The organism is Pseudoalteromonas aurantia (genome assembly GCF_005886875.1).
Lineage (GTDB): Bacteria > Pseudomonadota > Gammaproteobacteria > Enterobacterales > Alteromonadaceae > Pseudoalteromonas > Pseudoalteromonas aurantia_A.
Genome location: NZ_PNBY01000009.1, coordinates 43,145 through 69,226, shown reverse-complemented (window position 1 = coordinate 69,226; position 26,082 = coordinate 43,145). Strand labels below are relative to the sequence as shown.

The 26,082-nt window shown below is 38.5% G+C and carries 22 protein-coding genes and 1 tRNA gene; 22 read left to right on the top strand and 1 reads right to left on the bottom strand.

What is annotated here, in order from left to right:
• Positions 1–212 precede the first annotated feature (212 nt).
• A complete protein-coding gene (gene nagP / locus CWC18_RS01475) occupies positions 213–1,514 on the top strand; it encodes an N-acetylglucosamine MFS transporter NagP (RefSeq protein ID WP_138589948.1) in 1,302 nt (433 codons plus the stop codon).
• A gap of 1,302 nt (positions 1,515–2,816) precedes the next feature.
• On the opposite strand, the gene CWC18_RS01470 is transcribed toward nagP, so the two are convergent.
• Positions 2,817–2,892: transfer RNA gene (locus CWC18_RS01470), tRNA-His, on the bottom strand.
• A 179-nt stretch (positions 2,893–3,071) separates the two neighbouring features.
• On the opposite strand from CWC18_RS01470, the gene CWC18_RS01465 reads away from it, so the two are divergent.
• From CWC18_RS01465 to CWC18_RS01365, 21 genes are all read left to right on the top strand, one after another.
• Entirely contained in the window at positions 3,072–3,896 is an 825-nt protein-coding gene (locus tag CWC18_RS01465) for a mechanosensitive ion channel family protein (protein WP_138674584.1), read from the top strand.
• A 12-nt stretch (positions 3,897–3,908) separates the two neighbouring features.
• The gene (locus tag CWC18_RS01460) at positions 3,909–4,685 is read left to right on the top strand and encodes a DUF481 domain-containing protein (RefSeq protein ID WP_138674583.1); all 777 of its coding nucleotides are present in this window, start codon (positions 3,909–3,911) and stop codon (positions 4,683–4,685) included.
• Positions 4,686–4,854: 169 nt separating this feature from the next.
• Positions 4,855–7,473 (top strand): polysaccharide biosynthesis/export family protein, encoded by a 2,619-nt coding sequence (locus tag CWC18_RS01455; RefSeq protein WP_171041006.1) that lies wholly within the window; start codon positions 4,855–4,857, stop codon positions 7,471–7,473.
• Between the two features lie 89 nt (positions 7,474–7,562).
• Positions 7,563–8,642 carry a UDP-N-acetylglucosamine--undecaprenyl-phosphate N-acetylglucosaminephosphotransferase gene (wecA, locus tag CWC18_RS01450; protein WP_138674581.1) on the top strand — a complete coding sequence of 360 codons (1,080 nt, stop codon included), beginning with the start codon at positions 7,563–7,565 and terminating at the stop codon, positions 8,640–8,642.
• A complete protein-coding gene (gspG, locus tag CWC18_RS01445) occupies positions 8,629–9,036 on the top strand; it encodes a type II secretion system major pseudopilin GspG (RefSeq protein WP_171041004.1) in 408 nt (135 codons plus the stop codon). Before wecA ends, gspG begins: the two co-directional genes overlap by 14 nt.
• Complete coding sequence (locus CWC18_RS01440) at positions 9,014–10,672, top strand: GspE/PulE family protein (RefSeq protein ID WP_249930061.1); 1,659 nt, start codon at positions 9,014–9,016, stop codon at positions 10,670–10,672. The genes gspG and CWC18_RS01440 overlap by 23 nt, the downstream gene beginning before the upstream one ends.
• A complete protein-coding gene (locus tag CWC18_RS01435; RefSeq protein WP_138674580.1) occupies positions 10,672–11,871 on the top strand; it encodes a type II secretion system F family protein in 1,200 nt (399 codons plus the stop codon). The genes CWC18_RS01440 and CWC18_RS01435 overlap by 1 nt, the downstream gene beginning before the upstream one ends.
• A complete protein-coding gene (locus CWC18_RS01430) occupies positions 11,855–12,268 on the top strand; it encodes a type II secretion system protein (protein ID WP_138674579.1) in 414 nt (137 codons plus the stop codon). Before CWC18_RS01435 ends, CWC18_RS01430 begins: the two co-directional genes overlap by 17 nt.
• A complete protein-coding gene (locus CWC18_RS01425; protein WP_138674578.1) occupies positions 12,258–12,674 on the top strand; it encodes a prepilin-type N-terminal cleavage/methylation domain-containing protein in 417 nt (138 codons plus the stop codon). Before CWC18_RS01430 ends, CWC18_RS01425 begins: the two co-directional genes overlap by 11 nt.
• A complete protein-coding gene (locus CWC18_RS01420) occupies positions 12,667–13,338 on the top strand; it encodes a prepilin-type N-terminal cleavage/methylation domain-containing protein (protein ID WP_138674577.1) in 672 nt (223 codons plus the stop codon). Before CWC18_RS01425 ends, CWC18_RS01420 begins: the two co-directional genes overlap by 8 nt.
• Positions 13,338–14,207 (top strand): type II secretion system protein GspK, encoded by an 870-nt coding sequence (locus CWC18_RS01415; protein ID WP_138674576.1) that lies wholly within the window; start codon positions 13,338–13,340, stop codon positions 14,205–14,207. The genes CWC18_RS01420 and CWC18_RS01415 overlap by 1 nt, the downstream gene beginning before the upstream one ends.
• Entirely contained in the window at positions 14,200–15,309 is a 1,110-nt protein-coding gene (locus tag CWC18_RS01410) for a hypothetical protein (RefSeq protein WP_138674575.1), read from the top strand. The genes CWC18_RS01415 and CWC18_RS01410 overlap by 8 nt, the downstream gene beginning before the upstream one ends.
• Complete coding sequence (locus tag CWC18_RS01405) at positions 15,302–15,868, top strand: hypothetical protein (protein WP_138674574.1); 567 nt, start codon at positions 15,302–15,304, stop codon at positions 15,866–15,868. The genes CWC18_RS01410 and CWC18_RS01405 overlap by 8 nt, the downstream gene beginning before the upstream one ends.
• On the top strand, positions 15,861–16,391 hold the full coding sequence (locus tag CWC18_RS01400) for a hypothetical protein (protein WP_138674573.1): 531 nt from the start codon (positions 15,861–15,863) through the stop codon (positions 16,389–16,391). Before CWC18_RS01405 ends, CWC18_RS01400 begins: the two co-directional genes overlap by 8 nt.
• Positions 16,388–18,430: a type II secretion system protein GspD gene (locus tag CWC18_RS01395; RefSeq protein WP_138674572.1), complete on the top strand. Its 2,043-nt coding sequence runs from the start codon at positions 16,388–16,390 to the stop codon at positions 18,428–18,430. The genes CWC18_RS01400 and CWC18_RS01395 overlap by 4 nt, the downstream gene beginning before the upstream one ends.
• Positions 18,431–18,727: 297 nt before the next feature.
• Positions 18,728–20,062: a hypothetical protein gene (locus tag CWC18_RS01390; RefSeq protein ID WP_138674571.1), complete on the top strand. Its 1,335-nt coding sequence runs from the start codon at positions 18,728–18,730 to the stop codon at positions 20,060–20,062.
• A gap of 139 nt (positions 20,063–20,201) precedes the next feature.
• The gene (locus CWC18_RS01385; protein ID WP_138674570.1) at positions 20,202–21,296 is read left to right on the top strand and encodes a DegT/DnrJ/EryC1/StrS family aminotransferase; all 1,095 of its coding nucleotides are present in this window, start codon (positions 20,202–20,204) and stop codon (positions 21,294–21,296) included.
• Positions 21,297–21,298: 2 nt separating this feature from the next.
• The gene (locus tag CWC18_RS01380) at positions 21,299–21,871 is read left to right on the top strand and encodes an acyltransferase (protein ID WP_138674569.1); all 573 of its coding nucleotides are present in this window, start codon (positions 21,299–21,301) and stop codon (positions 21,869–21,871) included.
• A complete protein-coding gene (locus CWC18_RS01375) occupies positions 21,868–22,908 on the top strand; it encodes a TDP-N-acetylfucosamine:lipid II N-acetylfucosaminyltransferase (protein WP_138674568.1) in 1,041 nt (346 codons plus the stop codon). The genes CWC18_RS01380 and CWC18_RS01375 overlap by 4 nt, the downstream gene beginning before the upstream one ends.
• 3 nt (positions 22,909–22,911) lie before the next feature.
• Positions 22,912–24,327: an MOP flippase family protein gene (locus CWC18_RS01370; RefSeq protein ID WP_138674567.1), complete on the top strand. Its 1,416-nt coding sequence runs from the start codon at positions 22,912–22,914 to the stop codon at positions 24,325–24,327.
• Between the two features lie 2 nt (positions 24,328–24,329).
• Positions 24,330–26,066 (top strand): asparagine synthase-related protein, encoded by a 1,737-nt coding sequence (locus CWC18_RS01365; protein ID WP_138674566.1) that lies wholly within the window; start codon positions 24,330–24,332, stop codon positions 26,064–26,066.
• Positions 26,067–26,082 lie beyond the last annotated feature (16 nt).

The window sequence follows — 26,082 nt, the reverse complement described above, 5'->3', positions numbered from 1 at the left end:
ACTGAGTGGTTAAATTCTAGCTAGTAAAAAGTTAAATTTTAACGTAAAGTTAAATGTCAGCGCTGTCATTTTTGTGGCAGCCTTAAAAAGCCTCAATTTTGATTGACTGAAATATGGGTGCCTAATAACTATACAGAAAATATTCTGAACTTATTCCTAGATCTGCCACAAGGTAGATCTGTAGTATATTAATTAGCAACAAGAAGAAACTTATGGAAGCGACAGTGGAAATTGAAGATAAAGTGAAGCAGAGTATCTGGCTCCCTATGGTGCTCGCTGGGTCAATGTTTTTTATTCTAGGGTGTATTACCTGGCTTAACGGTGCGATCACCCCATTTTTACAGCAAATGCTTGAATTAACGCCGTTACAGGCTTCTTTCATCATTTCCTCTTTTTATATTGCTGTGACTGTGGCTGGTATTCCTTCGGCGATGCTAATTAAGCGCGTAGGCTATAAAAATGGTATGGCGCTTGGGTGTATTGTGATGGCGGCATCAGCACTTATGTATATTCCTGCTGCAAAATTGCAGATGATAGAAATATTTTTGTTCGCGCAGCTGATGATTGGTGTTGGGCAAACTATTTTGCAAACGGCAGTTAATCCATATGTTGTTAAAATGGGCTCAGAAAAGTCAGCTGCAGTGCGTGTATGTATTATGGGGCTGCTTAATAAGTCTGCGGGTGTAATTGTACCAATTATCTTTGCGGCGGTTGTGGTAAGTGGTGTAGTAGAGCCAGGTGCGCAATTATCTCAAGAGCAAAAAGATGTGATGGCGAATAGCTTGATTATGCCTTACATCGGTGTAGCGGGTCTTATTTTCTTATTTGCAGTTTTTGCTAAAGTAGCTCCTCTTCCTGACTTGGTTTTTGAAGAGTCAGGCGGTAATGGTAAAGGTGAATTAAAAGAAGCACTGAGTCACCCACATTTGGTGTTGGGTGTTATTGGTATCGCATTGTATGTTGCGGTTGAAGTTATTGCTGCCGATACCATTGGATCTTATGCATTACAGCTTGGTATTGCGGATTACTCTGTGATGACCTCTTATACGATGGCATGTATGCTTATTGGTTATGCTATAGGTATTGCACTTATTCCACGTTTCATGTCGCAACAAAATGCATTGGTTATGTCTGGGATCGCAGGTATCGTTACAGTATTAGCTGTCGTTACGGGAAGTAACGAGTCATTTGCAATTTCAAACATATTACTTGTACCATTTGGTGGACCTCAATTACCAGATCCGTTATTGTGTATAGCACTACTTGGTTTTGCTAATGCGATGGTTTGGCCTGCAATTTGGCCACTGGCGCTAAATGGATTAGGCCGCTTAACAGGCACCGCATCTGGTTTACTGATCATGGGTATTGCCGGTGGTGCGCTAGGTCCATTATTGATTGGTCTAGGTAATGTTGCAGGCTTAGGCGCACAAGGCGCATATAGCTTAATGATACCTAGTTACCTATTTATTTTATTCTATGCTCTTAAAGGTCATAAAATGACGAGCTGGAAATAACTGAATTTCTATCTGTAAATAGAAATAATCCCGTGTGTAATGCCACCTTTTAGGTGGCATTTTTTTTGACAAATACAAAGTTATTATTCAAGTCGGTCTTGCTGAGGTAACGATGGTCTCTCTTTTTAATTAAGACAAAGGATTAAATTAAAAAGAGAGTGTATTTTGTGCATCCTTGCTTGATACCAACTATACTAATTTAACCTACCTTTGAGGCATCTTTTCGCGTGTAGACTTTTAATGCTATTAATTCTTTCAATTAATTTATTCCAAGTTTGGTTGTTGCTCTCAATCACAGGGTTAAAGGCTTTAAGGCTGCTATTGGCAAGTGTCTGACGCTTACTGTTCAAATAACAGTGAGTTTAGATGTATGGAATTGGTGTGAAAGCTATGGACCCTGAAACCAGTTCAGGGAGACGGTGTATTTATTTAGGTATGAGATTTATTTAAATGGCAGTCATACAGGGATTGTTACAGGCTCAGTCTTTGTTACAGGCTCAGATACCGCTATCAGAGGGAGCTATTTTTACCCGAAACGACTTAAATGAGATATTGCTCACTTGCTTAAGCTTCTGATGTAAGTCTAGAGCTTGTGCAGCTGCGCTCACCGTTTTTTTAATCCTTCCATTCTTCACTGTTTTCATTTTTGTCTTTCTGATCTGGGGTAGGAACAAGAGCAACTATACTCTCTACTTTTCATCTTTATCTTTTTAGGTTCGTTATTCTTATCTTCGTGATGTAGGTCATGAACTAGCGTAGCTGCGCCCTCTATCCTTTTTACTTTTGTCTTCCTCAGGCAGGTTAGGAGCCAGCGTAATCGGACTACACTATTTGTTATGCTGATCGATTTAACCGTATGACGAATAGCATAAAAATAGTGAACGACTGTCTTTTATTTGCTCTTTACTTAACCTGTTTTAATGCCTTTAGGCTTAGGTGTATTCGAGTATGTGCCCTTTAGCGAGCAGAGATTTAAAACCAATGTGTCTGAGCTTTTGCATTTTAAGGGGAGTTACGCGCTTTTTATAAAAAGAAGCAAGGTGGTGCAATTAGGACACAAAATTAATAGAGTTGTTGTTACTTAGCTTATTGAACCGTTGTTTAGCTTTTCACGAAGCAAAAACGCATCTATCGCAGCCTAAGGTGTTCACAATGGAGTAATATTATAAAAAATAAATACGCAGGAGAATAAAACTAACAAAATCAGTGTTTTTTTGGTAATTGATAGAGAACTCATGAAGGTATAGAAAGGAATTTTATTTTATAATTGCTATTAGAGTGGATTCTAATAAAAAGAAAAGATGGGGCGACTGATGGGGCTCGAACCCACGACAACCGGAATCACAATCCAGGGCTCTACCAACTGAGCTACAGCCGCCACAACACACCTCGTTTGGTGTGGCGCGCATAATACATAATATTTTGAGTCTTGCAAAGAGAAAAATGCAATTTTTTCCAAAAAAGGAAAAAACCAAAAAAGTCATCCCATACAGCAAATATTCATATAGGCTATGTAAGATCAATCAAAACTATTATAAGCGCTCTTAAGGAGGCTCTATGGAAACCATCGTCAACTGGATAAATGAAAATTCTGATGTGTTGGTACACTACGGGATCCAAATTATTCTCGCAGTTATCATTCTACTAATCGGTGTGAAAGTTGCTAAGTTCTGTTCGGGCCTCACTGAAAAGGCTTTCGCAAAACGCAACATTGATAAAGCTGTGGGCGGCTTTGTTGCCAATATCATTTATGCGTTGGTATTCGCTGCAACCATATTGATGGCGCTTTCTCAAGTAGGAATTCAAACTACCTCATTTATTGCTATTTTGGGTGCTGCGGGTTTAGCCGTAGGCTTAGCATTACAAGGTTCACTATCGAACTTTGCTTCAGGCGTATTAATCATTATGCTGCGACCGTTTAAGTCAGGGGATTTTATTGAGGCTGGCGGTAAATCAGGCAGTGTTGAAAAGATAGAGATATTCTCAACTGAATTACGTACACCAGATAACAAAGTGATCATCATGCCTAATTCAGCCATTATGTCTGGTGCCATTGTAAATTACTCTAGAGAGAAAACGCGTCGTATCGATTTAGTTATTGGTGTGAGTTACGAGGCTGATCTGAAACAAGCGAAACAGGTTCTGCAAAATGTATTAGATGAAGAGCCTAGACTACTGAAAACCCCCGCTTATACCGTAGCCGTATCAGAACTTGCCGATTCAAGTGTTAATTTTGTGGTACGCCCTTGGGTTAATACATCGGATTATTGGCCAACGTATTTCAGTTTGGTGGAAAATATTAAACTCGCCCTTGATGATGCGGGTATTGCCATTCCATTTCCGCAAATGGATGTTCATCTTCATAAAGATTCTCAACAGTAAGGTTATTTAGTAATGAAAGTTAAATTGTTATCTCTGTGTGTTTGTGCGGCCATTGTGACATCGGCACAAGCTGCGGATACAAAAGAGCAAAAAACATGGGATGTGACCAGTGAAGTTGGTGCGATTATTACCAGCGGTAATACGGAAACCACCACGTTAAAAGGTGGATTAAAAGCTAAGCATCACTTAGAGAATTGGCATAACGAATACAAAGTTAATGGCATCTATAAAGAAGATGAAATTGAAAGTGACGGCCGTAAAATAGACAAACGTACAAATGAAAAGTATGGGTTGTCGTTACAAGGTAACTACAAGTTAGGCACTAAAGGCAGTCATTTATTTGTTTTAGGCTCTTATGTGTCAGACTATTTTGGTGCATATCGTAACGAAGGACTGGCATCGGTTGGTTACGGTCTTACATTGCTTGATAGTGACAATATGAATTTGAGCTTTGAAATCGGCCCAGGTATGAAGTGGTTTGAGCATGGCAGAGACACCAAAGATAAAAAAGGCAATTTAATTGAAGGCCAGTCTGACAGTGAATTTGTGGGTGTTGCTAAAGCAAATTACGATTGGCAAATTTCAGATAATGCAAAGTTTACTCAATTGTTTGCGGTAGAAACGGGTAGCACCAATACGAAGAGTATCTCGGAGTCTGCGTTGCTAACTAAGATCAACGGTTCTTTACAGATGAAGGTTGCCTATAACATCATCCACAATTCAGACGTTGATGATAGTAAAGAAAATACCGACACAGAAATGTCATTGACCCTAGTTTATAGCTTTTAATTATTACAATTTCATACATAAACGGGGCCGTTGGCCCCATTTTTTTTATAGTGAAAATACGGTATGATGCGTCGGTTAACTCACGCACTTAATTTATAAGGGTATATTTGTGAAGTTCAGTAAATTAGTCGTTATTGCGACGCTGTTATTTTCATTCATTTATATAAACATGGAGGAAGCTGTGGCTGCGACTCCGAGCGCCCAGCAAATGGAGCAATTTAAAAAGCTACCAAAAGCCCAGCAAGAGGCACTTGCAAAAAAATATGGCTTTAATCTAAAGGATTTAAAAGGAAAGCAAAGCGATGATAAAAATACTGAGCTTCCTGAGTCTACGATTGAACCGCGTAGTAAAGAAGAAATTGAAGCGGATGAATTAGAAGAAAAGTTTAAGCCAAAAGAAGATGAGTTAAAACCATTTGGTTATGAGCTTTTTGAAGGTGAGCCGACCACGTTTATTCCGACTGAGCTTGCCGCGATCCCAGATACTTATTTAATTGGGGTTGGTGACAAAGTTAAAATTAATTTGTATGGTAAAACCAGTAAAGAGCATGAAGTTCAGGTTGATCGCGAAGGGCGTTTAGCGATCCCAAATTTATCGCCTGTACACGTAATTGGTCTATCATTTCGTGAGTTAAAAGAACTCGTTAAAAATAAAATATCTGAAGAAATGATAGGTGTTAGAGCCTTTGTCAGTATGGGGCAGCTTAACGCCATGCGCATAATGGTTGTGGGTGAAGCATATAAGCCTGGCAGTTACACCGTGTCTCCTTTGGCAACGGTAACTCATGCGTTGTTTGTCGGCGGTGGCGTTAATGAATTGGGTTCTTTGCGAAAGATTAAGGTGAAGCGCGCAGGTAAAGAGATCACGACATTTGACCTCTATGACTTATTGTTGTTTGGGGACAGCTCAAAAGACGTAAGCTTAAAACCAGGGGATGTGGTATTTATCCCACCTGCTTCGAAAAAGATTAAAATTAAGGGCGAGGTAACGCGTAAAGCTATTTTCGAGCTTGTTGAGACGGATGACGCACAAAGTGTCATTGCGATGTCGGGCGGCTTTAAAGCCAGTGCAAACAAAAATAAAGTGGTTGTATCGCGTTTTAATGGGTTTGGCTCTCGGGTTACATTGAATGTGAACTTTAATAATGCAACACAGTATAAGCCAATGAATGGCGATGAGATTGTTGTTAATCCAGCTTCACAACGGATGAAAAATACCATCACGTTAATTGGGGCAGTAACAAGCCCTGGTAATTATGAGTGGCATAAAGGTAAAACAGTACGTGACGTATTTACCAGTCCAAGAGATGACATTTTACCAATAGCTGACTTCTCGTATGCGTTGGTTATTCGTGAAGTTAACTTGGAAGGAGATGTTGAGGTTTTACAGTTTTCTCCAGAAAACATCTTAGTGGATAATGAATCTAATCTAGAACTGAAAAGTAACGATACGATCATTGTATTTAGCCGATATGATCTAAAAGCTGATGAAGAAGCCACGTTGAAAAGTTTGGCTTATAGTCAAGAACAGCTCAAGCTAAAAGAAAACATAGAGTTATGGGAGCAGTACGAACGTGACGAGTTCCTTAAGTTCATTGGCGTAAAAGAAGATGATGAATTTGACTTTTCCGAAGAGGAAGAGGAAGTCATTAGCAGTATAAATGCGTTGTTTGAAGAAGATGACGAAGTCAAAGAAGAAGAGTATGCCGTTTTTAGTCGTCATAACCTTTTGAAGCCGATTATTGCTAAGCTACAAAAGCAAGCGACTGCTTCAGATCCAGCAAAATTGTTTGCCGTAAATGGCAGGGTTAAATTTCCGGGTGTGTACCCTTTACCAAATAATGCCAACTTTACCATGGCTGTTGCAGCCGGAGGGGGCTTTTTAGAATCAGCCTATCTAGAAAAGGTAGAGCTTACGCGGGTTTACGGCAATGATCTGAAGCAAGTAGAGCATATCCAATTTAATGCACGTGCTGAGCTTAGTGCTGCCAATCACACATTACAAAGCAAAGATACTGTTAATATATTCCCTAAGCCAAATTGGCATGAGCGATTAGAAGTAGAAGTAGTGGGTGAAGTGATGTTCCCTGGTACTTACACAATTCAAAGAGGGGAAACGTTAGAGAGCTTAGTCAAGCGAGCTGGTGGTTTCAGTGAATTTGCCCATAAAGAAGCCGCAATTTTTACGCGTGAGTCAATCAAGCGTAAAGAAAAATCGCAAATCCAGAGATTAACGCAAGAGCTAAGACGAGATATTGTCACCAATAGCTTTCAACGTCAAAGCAAGACCGCTAGTGCAGAATTACCTTATGAAAATTTAGACCAAATTTTGAAAGACTTATCAAAACTTGAAGCCGTAGGACGACTGGTGATTGATTTAGACAACCCTTCGTCACAAAGCCTGCAACTGGAAGGTCAAGATGCGCTCTATATTCCTGCTATTCAAGATTCGGTTAGTGTGATTGGTGAAGTGAACCTCGCATCAACCCATATTTATGATGCGAATAAAGATGTGAATGGGTATATCAAGGCCAGCGGTGGATTTAAGCAAAAAGCAGATGAAGACCGCATTTATATCATTAAAGCCAATGGCTCAGTTGAGTTACCAAATGACAGCGGTTCATGGTTTGCAGTAAACCAAGTTGGCAGCCAGCTTTCACCAGGCGATACTATTGTTGTGCCGCTTGATTCTCAACATTTAGACAGCTTGACCTTGTGGAGCACTGCGACACAGATTATTTACCAATTAGGTTTGGCTGCTGCGTCAATTGCTACGCTTAATAAGTAATAGTTTACAGTAGTGTTATATAAACCTAGCTTGAGATCAGATATAATTTCAAGTTTCACACTTAAAGCCGATGGGTAGAGTTTAGATACATGGTTATAGTTTTTGCATTGTTAGCATCTTATTGTTCTATTTTTATGATTAAACCGCTAGCATTAAAGATTGGTTTAGTCGATTTGCCTGACAGTCGAAAAAAGCACGTAGGCGCGATTCCATTGATTGGAGGGGTCTCGATTTTTAGCGCTGTTTTAATTTCAATAATGTTTTTTGTGCCACTTGAAAAAAAGTTACTTATATATCTAGGGTGTGCGGCTGCCATTGTTGTATTAGGCGTTGTTGATGATTATCGTCAATTAGGTGTGAAAATTAGGTTATGTGTGCAGAGTATTGTAGCGTTAATTATGATGTGGGGATCTGAATTATATATCCATAATTTGGGTAATATATTTGGTCTTGGCAGTATTGAGTTAGGTTGGTTTGGCATCCCATTCACTGTGATTACCGTTATTGCAGCAATTAATGCATTTAATATGATTGACGGTATAGATGGGTTGGCGGGAGCAATGAGCATCATTACATTCTCTGCTATCTTACTATTAATTGCCGTCAATGGAGGTGAACTTAGTGTTTTACCTCTAATCATCATAGCAACAATTGTGCCTTATTTAGCATTTAATTTGGGTGTTTCTGGGCATAAAGGAAAGAAGATATTTATGGGAGATGCTGGCTCAATGTTTATTGGCTTGAGTGTCATCTGGTTACTCATGATATCGACCCAGCCTGAGAACAACAGTACTTTCCGGCCAGTTACCGCATTATGGATAATTGCAGTTCCATTAATGGATATGCTAGCAATTATTATTCGTCGCCTGAAAAAAAGACAATCACCTTTTAAGGCTGATAGAGATCATTTGCATCATGTATTCATGAGGATAGGCTTTAGCTCTCACAAAGCGCTAATTAGCATTTGTATTTTTGGGTTAATGCTTGCTTCTATAGGTGTTCTCGGAGAGCTATTGTTTGTACCACAGTGGATAATGTTTGCTTTATTCATCGCTTTTTTTGTTAGTTACTCTATGTGTATTCAACATGCATGGAAAGTCGCTAGGTTTATTCGTAAATACTTATCTATAACAAATAAACGTAAGGTAGATCTAAATGAAAATAAATAGTCGTATGAATTCAGGCTTTACGATGATGGAGCTATTGATTGTTATCGTTATTTTAGGGTTGCTAATGTCTTTAGTAGCACCAAAGTTTTTTTCGCAATTAAGCTCATCAGAAAGAAAAATCGCTGCAGCTCAAATGTCGGCATTTGAAACTGCATTAGACACTTATAGACTCGATGTTGGAAAATACCCAAATAAATTAGAAGAGCTTACGGAAAGTAAAAGCCCGCGTTGGAATGGGCCTTATTTACCAAAGGCTGTTCCTCTAGACCCATGGGGAACACCGTATATTTATACAACACCCGGAATTGGTGCATCTCCTTATTCTCTAAAGTCGTACGGAAGTGATGGGAAGGAAGGGGGGGAAGGCAATAATGAAGACATTGAACATTTCTAATATGAACTCTTTTTTTTTAGATGAGCTTAATATTTCTGAAGTAGACTTTGATAGGGCGAGGGTTATCCAAGATAAATTCGGTGGCAGGCTTGATCAGATACTGATAAATATGGGAAGTCTGTCTGAAGATCAAGTTCCACTATTACTCAGTAAGATATTCAATATACCTTTGTTTGAAAGAACTTTATTTCAAGTGAATGATGCATCTGAAAAACTTGAAATGTTGGACTTCTTAATTAAAAAAGATGCTTTTTTATTTGGTAAACGCGACAACGAACTATTAATTGCTGCAAAAGATCCCCTAGATTTAGAACTTAACAATTGGCTTGAGCAACAAACCGATGTGGTCATGTATATTGCGAAAGATGAAGATATTGAGTGGTTAAGGTCAGAACTAGGAGTTGATAATTTAGGCTCTCCTATCCAAGAAAGTTTAGATGAAGTCAATTTGAAAGAGCTGGCATCAGAAGCGCCTGTTGTCAATTTACTTAATTCACTTATCAGCCGAGCGTTGCGACAAGGCGCATCAGATATGCACTTAGAGCCTTTCGATGGGAGATATCGTGCCCGTTATCGGGTCGATGGAGTGCTACATGATGCGGAATATATAGCAGCGCAAATGCAGCTACCTATCATTACTCGATTAAAAATTTTATCGGGTATGGATATAGCCGAAAAGCGTAGACCGCAAGATGGAAAAATTGAAATGAAAATATCTAATGAAGAATTGGATATTCGTGTTTCGGCTTTACCGTTAAACGATGGAGAGTCTATGGTTTTACGTTTTTTACGGAAAGACAATGTAAAGTACAATATGGATGTGTTGGGACTTTCGAAAGACGTTGAAGAATCATTATTATGCGATATAAAAAAAACATCTGGAGTTGTTTTATTGACAGGGCCTACAGGCTCAGGAAAAACAACAACTTTATATACATTTTTGAATGCATTAAATAATGATGATGTAAAAATAATTACATTAGAAGACCCGGTCGAATATCAATTGCCTGGAATAAATCAAGTACAAATTAATAAAGCTATTGGGTTTGACTTTGCTGCTGGATTGCGCTCCATAGTGAGGCAAGATCCTGATATTATTATGCTTGGTGAGATAAGAGATAAAGAAACAGCACAAATAGCCTTGCAGTCGGCACTTACAGGGCATTTAGTGTTTTCTACAGTACATACAAATGATGCTGCAGGTGCGTATACTCGGCTACTGGACCTTGGAGTTGAAGAGTTTTTGTTAAATGCTGCATTAGTTTCTGTTGTTGCACAAAGGCTTGTTCGGAAAGTATGTAGTGATTGTTCTATTTCTGATAGTGGTGCTTTAGAGTTAATCGATAAATACAATTTACGAGAAGTCGCAGACAAATATAATTTACAGAGTATCAACTTACAAAAAGGGGCTGGCTGCCCTAGTTGTGCAAATACAGGCTATAAAGGCAGAGTCGCAATCACAGAGTACTTAGCATGTGATGAGCAGGTTAGGGCAACTCCAAAGGACAGTAATTTTATTGCTGTTGCGAAAGAACATAACGCTGCTTTGGGGCGCCGTACGTTAATGCAAGATGGTATGTACAAGGCTGTTTTAGGTTTAACTACAATTGAAGAAGTTATTAGGGTTGCAGGGTAATGCCTAGTTTTAATTACAAAGCATATGATAAGTCGGGGGCAAAAGTAGAAGGGGTTATTGAAGCTGAAGATCGGAATAGTGTATTTGATCAGTTATCAGCATTGGATTTGATTCCTTCGAATATCAATGTAAGTAGTGAAAGAAGCGGTTTATTTTTCCGCACTAAAAAGGTTTCCCTTGGTGACTTAGAGTTATTTACCTCCGAGCTGAGTTTACTATTAACCACAGGAGTGAGGGTTGATAAAGGTTTGGAAATAATAGCTAAAACAAAAGCTAAACCTATATTGGCAACAATGCTTCGAACCATTAGTAAAGATATTCAGAACGGTAATACATTGTCTCAGGCATTGAGAAAGCATGAAACAGTATTTGATAACTTATATTGTAACTTAGTCGAACTGGGAGAGTCGACTGGAGATTTATCTGCAGTATTTAAAGGGTTAGCAAAAGATCTTAAATTCAGAAGGGAGCTACGTAGTAAGGTTATTAGCTCTTTAACGTACCCACTGGTTATTCTTTTTGTATGCATGCTGAGTGTTTTGTTTATCTTTAATGTCATTATTCCTAAAATGGCTGATATGTTTGCTCAAGTTAAAGAGTTGCCATGGTATACCGAGTTAATGCTCAGCATCAGTGAGTTTATGCAGAATTATCAAGTTTTGGTACTTTTATGTTTGTGTGTATTACCATTTTTAGTTGTAGTATCTTTAAAAGCCAGTACTTTGAAGCCAATCAAAGATAAAGTAACTCTAAAGTTACCAATTATATCTAGTGCAGCAATAACTTTAGAGCGAATTCGTTTTAATAGTGGGTTAGCTTTAATGTTAAAAGCAGGCCTTTCGTTAGACAGAGCATTAGAATTAGCAAATAGCAGTGTGAATAATACCCATTTGAAGCCTGAGTTAACAATAGCTAGAAAGAAAGTAAAAGAGGGAGAGAAGTTGTCAGCGACATTAAGCCAGACCGAAATATTCCCTCCATTTTATATTTCTTTACTTGAAGTCGGTGAAGAGTCAGGCGATCTCAGTCGAGTATTTGATGAAATAGCACAACGCTCAAGAACAGAGTTTGAATCTTGGACTGGCCGTGTAACAGCGCTACTAGAACCTTTAATGATATTATTTATGGGAGTGTTTGTTGGCGGGGTTGTTGTTGTTATGTTAATGAGTATGATTTCAGTAAATGATGTGTCATTTTAAGGTACATTCTAGGGTGGCTAAAACAAAAGGTTATACTTTGATTGAACTAATGATAGTGTTAAGTTTGATAGCATTAACGTTATCAGTCATTGGGCCATTTTCAATTCAGAGTATTGAGCGGGCATCAGCTAAATCCGAAATGCTAGAATTGAAACAGCAGATTAAAAACATTGGTAATAAAGCTTTTCTACACGGGCAGGCGTATAAGTTAGTTACTAAGCGTCACTCAGTCGTATTAAGTAAGTTAAATGGGAATGTTGTTTGGACTCAGGAGTTTAAATATTTATCATTTACTCCGTTAGTCATTACTTTTAATACGCAAGGATATGCAATACCTGGAATATTCACCGTGAACTTCAAAAATACCACAAAACGTTTGAATCTGAATGCTTATTAATTATCGCCATAAAGGTTTTTCACTCATTGAATTATTAGTGTCCGTTGTTATTCTAGTTAGCGTTATCTCGGTTATCTCAGTTATTTATAGAGGGGCGCTGCTTAGTAGCGACAAGGCGACAGATTATGTTGTAATGTCAGGTCATACGATTCCTATTTTGAAAGAAATTAGAGCTGATTTAAGAAATATGCAATTTTCTATTGATAATGCCGAAGGCAGTGGTAGCTCTAATCGGGTTGAATATAATTGGACGTCAGAAGTTGTTGAACAAGACAAAGTGGTTGGCATTGCAGGAGGAAGCGAGTCTTATAATGAATACAAATTATGGGTTGTAACGCTCGAGATGACTTTCAATTCAGCAAAAAGAGAGTACCAGTTTTTTGAGGTGAGCTGGAAATATGAATAAACCAAGCGGCTTTACTTTAATTGAGATGTTAATAGTTACTACATTACTTACCTTAGTACTATACACTGGGAATTACGTTTATTATCAATTGTATTCTCGTTGGGATAAGCAGTTAGGTGACTTTGAGGAAGTGGCACGGGTTACTAAGGTATCAATGCAGCTGGATAGTTTGATGTCAGGCATTCAACCATTTGTAATTAGAACCCCAGATGATATCCCTGTTTTTTTTTTCGAAGGTAATGAAAGTACGCTTTTGGCGGTTAGCTCCACAGGGATTATACACAACCGTGAACCTGTTGTGTTTCGCTTGGGAACTAAGGTTGAGAAAGACCGAATTAGCTTAACTTATCAATCACTCCCGTTATCGTCACTTATATTAAACTCAACAACTCAAGAGATTGTTTTTTCAACATCAATTACTCTGTTACAAGATGTCGAAGAGTTTAAATTTAGGTACCATGGGTGGCGTAGCTTAGAGCTGAAATCAGCTCGACAAGGAGTACCAATATGGAGTGATAAGTATTCAGGCATAAGTCAAAGGTTAACACCTCATAACATTGAACTTAAAATAAGCACATTATCAAATTCACTCACGTTAAATACTAATTTAACAACAGAATCGAATGCGTGGTTTCGACACTATTTTAACTCGAGCAACATTTAATGCGTAATTCAGGCATAGCACTTATTCAGGTATTAATTTTAACTGCAATATTATCGATGATGGCAGTCTTCTTTACGTCAAGTGCGAATCAACAGGTTAACTTTGCAAATAGCTTTAATGATAAAGCTCAGGCGATGGTCGATAACTACTCTTCAGAATCTTTGATACTTTTCAATTTACTAACCGTTTCGAAAGACCCTTTGCATAAAGTAAGCTTACCAGATCTTAAGTTTGAAAGCCTTTGGAACTTTCATAGCAGGCCTTTTAAAATTGATGAAAGCACTACTGCCACTTTACAAGATTTAAGGGGGCTTATAAATTTAAATTATCCGAATCGTCAGAGATTAAGCCAGGTTTTAGAAAATTACGGTTTTTCTAAATACGAAGCAAAGCGTTATTATGAGCAGTTAGTTGATTATCAAGACAATGACAAAATCACTAAAATGCTAGATGATGAGCGTGAATATAAAAATGGTGTGCTACAAAGTGTCTTTGAACTTAAAGTACTTGGTTATAAACCTATGTTTTTAGATTTTTTGGATAAGAATACATCGATTTATAAAGCCAGTCGCTTTAATCCAATGACAGCACCTGATGCGCTATTAAAAATGTTATATGGTAATGAAGTTGCTCGGATACTTATTACCATGAGGGACTCTCATGTCCTTACTCCAAAAATTTTCACAGATATGACAGGTGTAACTGAAAGTGAGCAGACGACTTTATATCCATCCAATAGATTTCGACTAACACTCAGTAATGTTGTGAATGGAGTGAAGTATAGCCGTACTTTAATTTATGTATTACATCCAAGAAAGGCAGGTCCTGTAGAGCTGGTTTCTGTAGAAGCGAAAGAATATAATGATTGAAAAAATAAAAGAGTGGTTTTTTTCCAAATATGTTAACTATTACGCTGATGGCTATTATAAGTTTGTCAGAGTGGAAAGTGGGTATGAGCTTAAAAAGGTAGACGTTAAAAAAGGGTTTATTACAATCTTTGCAAGGGCGCAATATACTGAAGTCGTAGATAAAGTACCGATGTCAGAACGCGGAGCTATTGCCGCCGTATTAAAAACAAAAAAACATGCCAGCCTTCCTAAGGTTTTGTTTTTTCTTCTGGGGAAAAGAAAAACAGAAAGTACATACTTTAATTGTTGGACGTTTTTGCAAGAAGTTCCCGCTAATTGGTTCATGTTGCCAGAAAGCTATATTTTCACGTCAAAGCTCAATGATGGTGATGTACTCGAATATTGTTTACTAAATTCTTGTTTTTGTAGCCAAACTCATGGATTAACATACTCTGTAAAAAAAACAGCCATCATATCCGACAGTCAATGTTTTGCCTATTCAGTAGGTTGCAATGTGAGTCGTGGACAAAAAGCTTTAACGACAGAATGTAGTGGCGAACGTTTATATCATGGTTTTTATTGCAGAGGGCAGGACTTATTTAAGTTTATTAATTGGCAATATCTACGTCAATGCACTGCACAAATGAAAGAAGTAGTCATAGCGCTCACATTATGCTGTTTAACTTATTTCATAGTAACAAGTGCCTACCTAACATACGCATCATATAGTACCACTAAGGATTTACAGGGAAAAAAAGCAGAAGTTAACGCGGCGCTTAATGTCCTTAGTCGATTTCAAGTAAAAGAATCGAAATTTAATGCGCAAAATGCAATTTTTTCTAACTCGATGATAGTCAGCCCTGTTTTTTTTGTTTTTGAGAATATTAGCAAAAAGGCTGAATTAGATAGTATGGAGTTTATTGAGGGTCGGTATATCTTCAGAGGAACTGCAATTGAAGCTATCGAAGTATTGGAAGCTATTAAAGGAGTTGAAAGGGTAGGAGAGGCACAGTTTGATTTTCCAATTAGTAAGTCAGGTCAAAGAGAGCGCTTTGTTATAAGTTTTATTTTAAATACGGACCAAGATCGCCTTGAGTACAAAGGGGGAGGTGGTAATGACTAACGTAATGGAAAAGAAACCGCTATTAGTGCTACTCGCTCTACTAGCATTGGTTAAATTTGTTATTTATCCTGTTATAGATTGGCAAGACAGTACTCTTATCGAACTAAAAAGTGCAAATGCACGGTTAGTCAAATCGTCATCTGTAATAGAAAATGAAGATAAGTTAAATGATGCTCTAAGCGCAATTGAAGTGCGTCAGAATACTTTGGATAGACTGATACTACCATATGCAGAAGAGGCCGAGTTTCGTTTTGTTACCCAAAAACTCTTATCTGATATGATAGATGAATACGGTATGGATACAGAAAATATAGGCTGGTTAAGTCGGTTGGAAATATCTGACGCGGGTTTGATTAGGCATCAGGTGCGGGTTGTTGTTGATGGTAAAACAACAGAGGTTCAAAAGTTTGTAAGCGAATTAGAGTCCAACAGAGATGATATAATAATCCGACAATTTCAAGTATCGCTTCGTTATCAGGATAGTGACTCTTTAGGGCGGGCTCGCTTGAGTTTACTCTTGGCTTTTTATATGAATAAACTGGAGGCCACTGGTGCGTAAAACTTTCTATATCACATTAATATTACTCATGCTGTTCTTATTTTTTGATGCAAGGTCGAGCTTTAATTTAGATTCACAGTTGTCTGAGAGTATGGAAACAGACTATATCCCTCCAGTGGTTTCACTTCCGATAATGAGATCATCGACTTTTAATGCTTTGAAAGTCGAGTTTAGTGCTTATGAGCAATTAGTCGAAAGTAACCCTATTAATGCACAGGGGATGTCTAAGGAGCAGCAATTAAAGCAAAAAGGGGTATTATTTAGCTTTTTTGTAGGGCAAAATAAACTGCAATTGAAAGCTATCATTGATACCAAAAATAAGCCTTTTGCACTTGTTCAAGTTGAGAATTTAGAAACAAATACAGTCGAAATGAAAAAATTCATAAACGGTCAAATCGAGTTTGAATATCAAGTGAGTATCCCAAACGCGAACGAAGTACATTTCAGTAATGAAAATCATAAAGTCGTGCTGGTGATGTATGCAGCAGAGAACTCATCAGCAACAAAAGCGGATAAAGAATGAAACAACTGAAGAAATTGATTTTAATAGGAAGTATTGTTTGCTTATCGGGGTGTAGTAGTGCGCCGAAAAAAGTCACTGTTAAAGACTCTTTTCTTGTCGGAGGGGCTGCGCAGAATGCGTCAAAGAATGATATCCTGAATGAGATAAAAGTAGAACAGAACACGAAGCAAAATAATGGCTTCGTTTACTTGACTGGAATGGGCGTAGATAGTCAAACTAGCATTTCCAATGATAATCTCTCTGCTAGGTTTAGTGACACTGCCACCGTTAAGTTAGCGCTTGATACCTTATTAGTGAAAGACTTCTTGCATTATGTATTCGGTGAAATGTTGGCTGTGAATTATATTATTGGTGATGAGTTAAGTGCCAGTACCGATAAAATAACTCTAAATTTTCAACAGGAATTAAGCCACAAAAAGTTATTTGAAATCAGTCGAGACTTGCTTGAAGATAAAGGTATTTCATTTCGTTTTAATGATGATGTTTTATATATCCATAAGGACTCTCAGGGCACGACAAATAACTTTGTGTATGGCTATGGAAATCAGTTAAAAGATGTGCCTAATACGAACAATGACATTATTCAGCTCGCCCCGTTTAATGCAGGGGTTCAGGTGTCTTTAGCTGGAACAATCAAACAGTTAACAAGAATCGATGTAAGGCAGTTGTTTGAACAAAAGGCGTTATTAATAAAAGGTAAGAGACGAGATATAATAAAAGCGCTGGAGTTTATGGCTTTATTGGATCAGCCAACCTTTAGAGACAGGCAAGTCGGTACATATAAAGCTGAGTTTATATCTTCTGAAGAGCTTAGTAAAAATTTATTAAGTTTGCTGGAACAAGATGGGATCAGTGTTAATGTCTCTGGGTCATCTGAAAAAGCAGTCTCAATTGTACCCATACAAAGAACGAATACGTTGATTTTTTTTGCTAACGAACGAAAGTTTTTGCAGAGAGTTGCGTTTTGGGCTAGACAGTTGGATAAGCCGGCGGATGGCAATGAAACGCAGTATTTTATTTTTGAGCCTGAATTTGCACGTGCTATTGATTTAGGGCAGAGTTTACAACTACTCTTTGGCCAATCTGGTACGAGTTTAAGTTCATCGACTTCTGCGTCGCAGCAGCAGGCTGATAATCAAGATGTCGCTCAAAATACACAAAGAAATGTTTCAGCTAAAACGAATGATTTGAATATGGTGGTAGACGAGCGTTCAAATTCACTTATTTTCGAAACGACCGGTGAGAAATATCGTACAATTTACCCTTTAATAAAGCGGCTTGATGTGTTGCCAAAGCAAGTTGTATTAGAAGTACTCATTGCTGAGGTGAAACTCACTGATATATTTTCTAGGGGGGTAACATTGGCATTGACGAACCTAGGCGCTGATATAACGGGGGGGTTTAACTTAGAAACTGCAGCTAAAACAGGTCTTACGTATACCTTAAAAGGTGCATCGGGAAATATTGCATTAAATCTTTTGGAAACAAACAGCAACGTAAATGTACTTTCAAGGCCGACCCTCGCTGTTCGAGATGGGGTATCGGCGAATATAACAGTGGGTGATAAAATTCCAGTTGTTGGAGAGATAATTACATCTCCAGACGTTGGAAGTCAGACATCTGTAGATTATTTAGATACTGGCATCGATTTAACGGTAACACCAACTGTGAACGCACAAGGGATCGTTTTAATGGAAATAGAGCAAACTATTAGCTCTCAGTCATCGGGGGGGTCTGGTGCTGGAGGTAATCCAATTATCCTAGATAGAGCCCTAAAAACGGAGGTCATTGCAGGTGATGGGCAAACAATCATGCTTGGCGGCTTGATAGATGAAAAGTCAACCTATAACGATAGGCGAGTCCCTTTGTTTTCTGATATCCCAATTTTGGGCAGTTTATTTGATGGCAAAGACAATAATGTGGTAAAAACAGAGTTAGTAGTATTTGTGACACCTCGAATAGTCAATACGGCAGATGACTGGGACACAATTATTCAAGACTTTAAACAAACTTTAAATCGTCTAGAAGTAAATAATTGATATAACCTTAGTTAATAAGTGTTAGTAATTGTATTAAAACGTCGTTGAGCAAACACAATATTGTTCAATTTCATTTTTTTGTGTGATTTTTGTGTGATTTTTGTGCTTTTTATATGTTTTTAGTGAAAAAAAGTATTTTTGAGCAGTGTTGACTGCTTGACAATAGGGTGTCTTTGTTTAGACTGTGTCCTTGTTTGGCTGTTAGTCAATTAGGCGGCCGCCTAAGTGAAGTCAGAAAAACTAAAATTTTGGAACAATTAAAATGTTCCTGTTTCATGAAACTTTGGAGAATGGATAATGTTCAAAAAATCTCTACTAGCGCTTGCCCTAGCAGGTGTTTCAGTTGCGTCTAACGCAGCGACAATTGGTACAGCTGGCAAAAACGTATCGCTTGAAGGTAACAAATTGTTAGGTCTTTCAGTACTCGAGACTGGTGACCTAAATGCTGTTGTAGTTGATACGGGTGCTGAGTACATTGTAAATGATGTAGTACAGTTCACAATTTCAGGTGCTGAGTTCGATACAACCGTAAATGCTACAGCGACTCCTAGCAGTGTCGCGAACGGTGCTTCATTTGCATTTGTTGACTACCCTAGTGCAACAACTGTTCGTTTCCGTGTAAGTACGCGCAACAACCCAAATTCAGCTGATGGCAATATTACATTAGCTGGATTCAAATTGAAAACTGGCTCTGCTGCAGACAAAGGTACAATTAAAGTATCTTCAAAAGCGATATCAGTTAACCCATCAATTGGTGATTATGATGTTTCTAAAGATGCCACAATTGCGACATTTAAAACTCAGTTGAGCTCAGCGCTTACTAAGTTCGATGGTGAAGTATCTACATCTAAAGGTCGTAAAGAGTTCACTAATAATGGCTCTACTTTAAAAGATGCGTTAGTTACAACGTTCACAAATAACTCTTCTGATGTTGATGCGATTACATTCTCTAAAGTTACACACGTACTGAAGGGCGACTTCTCTTACGCTATCGATTATGATGCAGACAAGAGTGGTAAACTTTCAGCTGCTGAGCTGTTAGGTGCAGGTAAAGCATTTACAATAACGGCTGCTGATGATACTGCCACTGCATCAATTAATGATGCATTGACTGAACTAACACTTGTTCAAACAGTTGTAAATTCTACAGTTGATAACGTAACGCTTACAGCAAACGTTAAAGGTGAAGCTGCTAAAGGTTCTGTAATTACAGCTCCTCAGTCATTTACTCTAGCTTCTACAGCTGTTAATGCTGGTAGTACTGCTTCTGTAGTGATTGCTGCAAAAGACGCTGGTAAATTCACTCTTGATGGTTCAAACGACGACATTACGTTCATGCCGTTTGATTCACAGTATGCTCAGTCTATCAATGTAACTAACACTGGTACTGTAGTTGGTGCTATTACAGTTAGTTTGACTGCTAATGGTTCTACTTATGCTAAAACTTTAACTGCAACAGCAGCTGCTAAAGCAGTTACTAACATCAGTGCTGAAGTTAAAGCATTTGCAGCTGAGAAAGGTATTACAGGTAATGCACACGTAAACGTTGTGGTAAATGCCCCATCAGGTAACATTTCTGTTGACGCTATTTACTATCACAAAGCTGACGCTGATCGTGTTAAAACTAAATAATTAGTTTTCTGCGAAAAAAAGCGAGCTTAGGCTCGCTTTTTTTATATTAACAATTCACTACATTTCTTTCGCTCCAGAGTTCTAGACCCCTCAGCTTACTTTTGTTACTATGCCAAAAATTTTGTTCTAAGAGCCGCATGTGAAATACCCAATAGTGAAGCCATATCTCCCCCCTCTTGAAAATTACCAAAATAAAATAGAAAACATATTTAACAGTGGATGGTTAACGAATAACGGCCCATGCGTACAAGAATTAGAAAAAAAGCTAGCAGAATACTTAGGTGTTGAGCATGTATTATTGGTTGCAAATGGCACACTGGCTTTATCAGTTGCTTATATGGCATTAGAAGTATCCGGTAAAGTACTCACAACGCCGTATTCATTTGCCGCAACGGCCAGCTCTTTGTTGGCTGGTGATCTAGAACCAGAATTTATTGATATTGACCCTCAGACATTAAACCTAGATATAAATAGTGCATCGCAAGCCCAGCTTGAGAAAGCCAGCGCTGTGGTGGCAGTTCATGTTTACGGTAACCCGTGTAATGACGAGCAAATAAAAGAGCAAGCGGCTCAGTATAATTTAAAAGTGATCTATGATGCGGCGCATACATTTGGTGCAACGTATAACGGTAAGGCGTTGCTATCTTATGGGGATGCAGCCACGCTAAGTTTACATGCGACTAAAATATTCCACAGCCTTGAAGGAGGCGCTATTATTTTTAAGCACAAGGAGGACTATCTACGTGCTAAACAAATAATTAACTTTGGGTTTGATAGCCAGCAATATCCGGGTGTTGTCGGCATAAATGCAAAAATGAGCGAAGTGCATGCGGCGATGGGGTTATCTTTATTGCCTCTATTTCCTGATATTCTTACCAAACGTCAGGCATTGTGGACTGCCTATCAAAATGCCTTGGAGAATGATTTAACGACTATTAAGTGGTCTGACAATAGTAAGCCTAATGGTTGCTACTTTCCGGTGTTACTGAATGACGAAGCGGAGGTGCTATTTTTAATTAGCCAATTAGCTGCACACGGCATACAAACACGGCGTTATTTTTATCCAAGTTTAAATACCGTACCTGCGTATGGAATGTCAGGCTGTACGCCAATCGCAAATGATACAGCTCAAAGAGTGCTGTGTTTACCCATGTACACAGAACTATCACTTGAAGGAGTTGGCGAGATAACTCAAATATTACTTGATCGCCTTCGTCGATATAGGACGAAATAGTCATGTCACATTATTCAAAACAAGAGTTGCTTGAAATGGGCTTTATACATGTCGGTGAGCACTGCATGATTTCAAAAAAAGCATCGTTTTATGGCTGTCGATATATTTCCCTAGGTAATAACGTTAGAATTGATGATTTCTGTGTATTATCTGCTGGCTCTGAAGGAATATGGCTTGGTAACTTTATTCACATCGCTGTCTTTTCTTCTTTAATTGGTAGCGAAAAGATAGTTGTTTCTGATTATGCAAATATCTCTTCGAGAGTTTCAATCTATAGTAGCAGTGATGACTATAGTGGCAGTTATATGACTAACCCGATGGTAGATGGTGAGTACACGAATGTTCTTCATGCGCCTGTAAAAGTGTGTGAGCATGTGATCATCGGTTCTGGAAGTGTGGTGCTGCCTGGAGTGGTTTTAAAACAAGGGGCTGCGGTAGGTGCATTAAGTTTAGTAAATAAAAGTCTATCTGAATTTATGATTTACGCAGGGCAACCAGTTAAAGAAATTAAAGCGCGAAAGCGAGATCTATTAGTGTGTGCTGAGCAGTTTGAAAAATCTTGGGGTACTCAATGATAGTCCATATTTTTGCGGATACGCCACATCACTATGAGCCAATGAAACGCTTTTTGTTAAGTGTTCCTTATACAGACAAACAAGCATTTTGGGTCAAATCATCAGAGCAAGCGTTATTAGACCCAGACTTAATAACATACCAGAGTGTGGATGCGTTATTTGCGTTGATCGGTCAGGCAGACTCAGACACTAGTTTTATTTTCCATGGTTTATTTGATGTACATATTTGGAAAAAACTGCTTTTTCATCCAGTCTCTCGGCGTTGTAGTTGTGTAATTTGGGGGGGAGAGCTTTATCGCCACTTTAAAAAGGATAGGTCGTTCAAAGAGTATATAGCACAAGCTTTGCATGCGCTGATGTTACGTAAATTTAAACATGTTCAAACCTTGAATATGGGAGATGCAAAACTTGTTTCAAAGGCGCTGAAGCGTAAGGGTGTATCTGTATTACCGTATCCGCTTATAGGCGTCGCAACTCCTGAGCCTGAGCAACGAACGTCTAACACCATCCGAGTTTTGGTGGGTAATTCAGCTTCATCAAGTAATAGGCATAAAGAAGCGTTAGAGTCTTTATTGCCATTTAAAGCGCTAGATATCGAAATTGTTGTGCCGCTCAATTACGCTGGTGAGGCATCCTATGTGAATGAAGTTACTGCATATGGTGAGACGTTATTTGGGGAGAAATTCAAACCTATTAAGCATATGCTTAATAAAGAAGAGTATGACGCATTGTTAAATAGCGTCGATATGGCGGTGTTTTCGCAGCATCGACAACAGGGGTTATATGTGGCCTATACCATGTTTCTAACGGGTAAGCCTATGTTTATGTTGAGTACGACAACGAGTTTTACGAACTTAACCGAATTGGGTTTTGAGATTGATAAAACAGAATTTTTATCGCAATTAAGTGTTGAGTCATTCTTTGAAAAAGCGTTTTCTCGCTCTAAGGCAAACCAACAATTGATGCAGTCACACTTTACAGAACATGCATTAGCTCCTAAATGGGCAGCGCTATTTGAATCTTTAGAGTGCAACTAATCTATGACTGCGCTTCATTCTGCTCTTAAGGGCGTTTCCAGGGTTGCTTTATCGACATTCAGCAAAGGCGGACTACATTTAGCTCAGCTAATTATCCTCGCGCGTTACTTGACCCCATTTGAGCTCGGTGTGGCTGCGATACTTAATTTGGTTATTGGATTTACACAAGTTTTTGGTGATGCAGGGCTTTCTAATGCGGTTATTTATCATACTAAATTAACCGATAATCAATTAGGTCAACTCTATGTTATTAATGTTACGCTAGGACTTATCTTAACAATTTCATTAGCGCTCTTAAGTGATCCAATCGCGGTATTTTTCGCTATGCCTTTACTGAGCGAACTATTGTATGTTTTAGCATCTGTGTTTTTTATTCGTAGTTTATCGCAACAAATACTTGCCCGATTACAGCAGAAAATGCATTTTGATATGATTGCAAAAGTTGATATTTCTGCGCAGTTAACAGGGTTTTTAGCGGTAGTATTGGCGGTGAACTATGAGGCAGGCATATGGTCACTTGTTATTGGGCAATTTGTGCTGGTAGTAAGCTCGAGCATGTTGCTGTTTATTGTAGGGGCGCAATATATTACCCGTCCGAAGCGCATTGTTTGGTCTCAAATTAAACATCCGGTTAAATACGGTTTATATCAATGTGGCGAAGCGCTGATTAACTTCTCTAGTGCCCAAGTTGACCAAGTATTGGTTGGAAAGTTACTTGGCCCAGAAAAGTTAGGTGTTTATGCCTACATCAAAGACTTAGTGTTTAAACCCGCTCTACAATTAATAAACCCCATTGTAAATAAAGTCGCTTTTCCTGTGATGGTTAACTTTAAAGAGGGCAATGCAATACACGGTATGTACCTTTCAATGTTGAAAGTGCTGTCATTAATTAATATCCCACTCTATGGTTTGATGGCAGCTTTTCCTGAAATCATTTTAGAAATGACCTTTGGTGAAAAGTGGATTGAGCACAGCGCCGTACTGCAATGGTTAGCCTTATATATGCTGGTAATTTCATTGGTCAACCCAGTGGGCGTTTTATTGCGGGCAGTGGGTAAAGTGAAGCGGGCATTTTGGTGGAATATAATTGTTGCGTTTATCAGGCCAGCTGTTTTATTTACAACTGTGTCAACGGGGGTTGTCGGGCTTGCATTTACCTTGTTTTGTTTACAGGTTTTGTTCTTTATTTCACACGTTCAGTTTTTATTAAAACCCTGTGCGAATATCGGTTTTCGTGATGTTTACTCCGTACTATGGTTACCATTTTTGATGGTTACTGTGGCTGTAAGTGCAGCGTTTTTTTTGGTTTGTTATGGCCTTTTGGAAAGAAGTCTTTTCTTACTAATCGGCACTTCAGTTGTGTGCTTGCTTCTAATGTCACCATTAATGTTAAGTAATATCAAAAGTTTAAGGAAGTAGAGATGCCAGGCATCGTTGGTTTTTTTGATGAAGAAATATCATATTGTCACTCAGCTGGTCAAACTGCATTTACTAATGAGTTTGGGTTTTATAGTCAATTATTGAAAACGCAAACAGACAATGTCGCTTGTAAGCAGCTTATACATTTAGACCTAAAAATTACAATATGGGGTGATGTATTTTCTATAGCCAACTTAGATATAGACGTTGATGCATTTTTAGTCCGCTTAGCGCAAGTGTACCGTCAAGATACATTAGCGAGTTTTATGTCCTCTGTGAATGGTTACTTCGTCATTAGTATTGTTGATACGCAGCAAGAACACGTTACCTATATCTCTGATAGATATGGTATGAAGCCATTGTACCTTTGGTATCAAGGTGAGTGCGTTAAGGGGGCCGCATCAGAACAGAAAGAGCTTCTTTTACACACTAAGCATGACCGTGCTTTAGATAATGAAGCGCTGAATTGTTTTGTGGATGTGGGCCACTTTTTGGGTCAAAAGACATTATTTTCTAGCGTTAAAAGGCTTGCTCCTGCGACAATAATGCAATTAGATGCCTGTGGAGTAATACTAAGTAATTCGCAGTTTTGGTCTTGGAAGAATATTGAAAAGACAGATAAAATTAGTTTTGATGATGCCGTTGATCTTATTGCAGTGAAGTTTGATAAGGCGGTAGAGCGGGCAGTTAAGACGATAACACAAGATAAGTTAGCCATTACGCTCAGTGGTGGTTTAGATTCTCGAGTGTTACTTGCTGCAGCTAAGGTACATTATAGCGGAGAAATTCATACGTTTACTTTTGGGGAGCCCGGGTGTATTGATGTCAAATTGGCGAAACAGGTTTCAGAAGCGGTTGGCGTAACACATCATATTGTTGAAATAGACGAACAAGGTTGGTTTGATGGTCGAGAGCAGGGGGTGTGGTTAACCGATGGAATGAAGAATGTATTGCATATGCATGCATTGAGTTCGGTGAATGTGATAAGTGGTTACTCTAACTATTTACTTAACGGGTTTTTAGGGGATGTTACTGCTGGCGGCACTTATATTTTCCCCAAAAGTAATGACTCAATCGAGCAGAAGTTAGAAAAACGCTTTGGTCAATATTGGCACCAAGCTGGAGCAGATTCTGATTACTTCGCTGAAGGTGATCAAGAACAAGTGAATATTTACAATAGAGGGACTCGTTTTATCGCAGCTGGTAGTGACTTGTTAAGCCATGAATTGCACCAATTTAAGCCTTTTATGGATAATGATTTAGTTGAATTGTTATATAGCTTGCCTGATACGTTTCGTGAAAATGGTAAATTGTATCACCATATGTTATTGAAATATTACCCAGAGTACTTTGAATCAATCCCATGGCAGCAAACAGGCAAGCCAATAACGAAAGAAGTGGCATCCGCTGCTCAGCATCCAAATATGAAATCACGTATTAAGGACCTACTTGTTGGTTCACCGATAGAGCGCTTAGCGCGAAAGGTTTATCGGAAGCTTGCAAAAAAGCATCACTATGTTGCATATGATACATGGCTGAAAGAACCTAAATTCAAATTATATGTACAGCAATTACTTAATGAAGATAGCCACGTGGCAAAGGCATTACCAACAGGGGACTGTAGCAAGTTAGTAGACAAATATTACAATTCCAGTTCTTCAATAAAACCAGAAACGTTAGGGTCATTAATTACCATCGAGCTATTTTTACGGCAGTTAGAGCATTCGTCGCTTGGTTGAGAGGGTAAAGTTTGAG

Excerpts from the sequence above, each read along its gene's own strand:
- nagP (WP_138589948.1), top strand. The coding sequence starts at position 213 with ATGGAAGCGACAGTGGAAATTGAAGATAAAGTGAAGCAGAGTATCTGG.
- CWC18_RS01465 (WP_138674584.1), top strand. The coding sequence starts at position 3,072 with ATGGAAACCATCGTCAACTGGATAAATGAAAATTCTGATGTGTTGGTA.
- CWC18_RS01460 (WP_138674583.1), top strand. The coding sequence starts at position 3,909 with ATGAAAGTTAAATTGTTATCTCTGTGTGTTTGTGCGGCCATTGTGACA.
- CWC18_RS01455 (WP_171041006.1), top strand. The coding sequence starts at position 4,855 with ATGGAGGAAGCTGTGGCTGCGACTCCGAGCGCCCAGCAAATGGAGCAA.
- wecA (WP_138674581.1), top strand. The coding sequence starts at position 7,563 with ATGGTTATAGTTTTTGCATTGTTAGCATCTTATTGTTCTATTTTTATG.
- gspG (WP_171041004.1), top strand. The coding sequence starts at position 8,629 with ATGAAAATAAATAGTCGTATGAATTCAGGCTTTACGATGATGGAGCTA.
- CWC18_RS01440 (WP_249930061.1), top strand. The coding sequence starts at position 9,014 with ATGAAGACATTGAACATTTCTAATATGAACTCTTTTTTTTTAGATGAG.
- CWC18_RS01435 (WP_138674580.1), top strand. The coding sequence starts at position 10,672 with ATGCCTAGTTTTAATTACAAAGCATATGATAAGTCGGGGGCAAAAGTA.
- CWC18_RS01430 (WP_138674579.1), top strand. The coding sequence starts at position 11,855 with ATGATGTGTCATTTTAAGGTACATTCTAGGGTGGCTAAAACAAAAGGT.
- CWC18_RS01425 (WP_138674578.1), top strand. The coding sequence starts at position 12,258 with ATGCTTATTAATTATCGCCATAAAGGTTTTTCACTCATTGAATTATTA.
- CWC18_RS01420 (WP_138674577.1), top strand. The coding sequence starts at position 12,667 with ATGAATAAACCAAGCGGCTTTACTTTAATTGAGATGTTAATAGTTACT.
- CWC18_RS01415 (WP_138674576.1), top strand. The coding sequence starts at position 13,338 with ATGCGTAATTCAGGCATAGCACTTATTCAGGTATTAATTTTAACTGCA.
- CWC18_RS01410 (WP_138674575.1), top strand. The coding sequence starts at position 14,200 with ATGATTGAAAAAATAAAAGAGTGGTTTTTTTCCAAATATGTTAACTAT.
- CWC18_RS01405 (WP_138674574.1), top strand. The coding sequence starts at position 15,302 with ATGACTAACGTAATGGAAAAGAAACCGCTATTAGTGCTACTCGCTCTA.
- CWC18_RS01395 (WP_138674572.1), top strand. The coding sequence starts at position 16,388 with ATGAAACAACTGAAGAAATTGATTTTAATAGGAAGTATTGTTTGCTTA.
- CWC18_RS01390 (WP_138674571.1), top strand. The coding sequence starts at position 18,728 with ATGTTCAAAAAATCTCTACTAGCGCTTGCCCTAGCAGGTGTTTCAGTT.
- CWC18_RS01380 (WP_138674569.1), top strand. The coding sequence starts at position 21,299 with ATGTCACATTATTCAAAACAAGAGTTGCTTGAAATGGGCTTTATACAT.
- CWC18_RS01375 (WP_138674568.1), top strand. The coding sequence starts at position 21,868 with ATGATAGTCCATATTTTTGCGGATACGCCACATCACTATGAGCCAATG.
- CWC18_RS01370 (WP_138674567.1), top strand. The coding sequence starts at position 22,912 with ATGACTGCGCTTCATTCTGCTCTTAAGGGCGTTTCCAGGGTTGCTTTA.
- CWC18_RS01365 (WP_138674566.1), top strand. The coding sequence starts at position 24,330 with ATGCCAGGCATCGTTGGTTTTTTTGATGAAGAAATATCATATTGTCAC.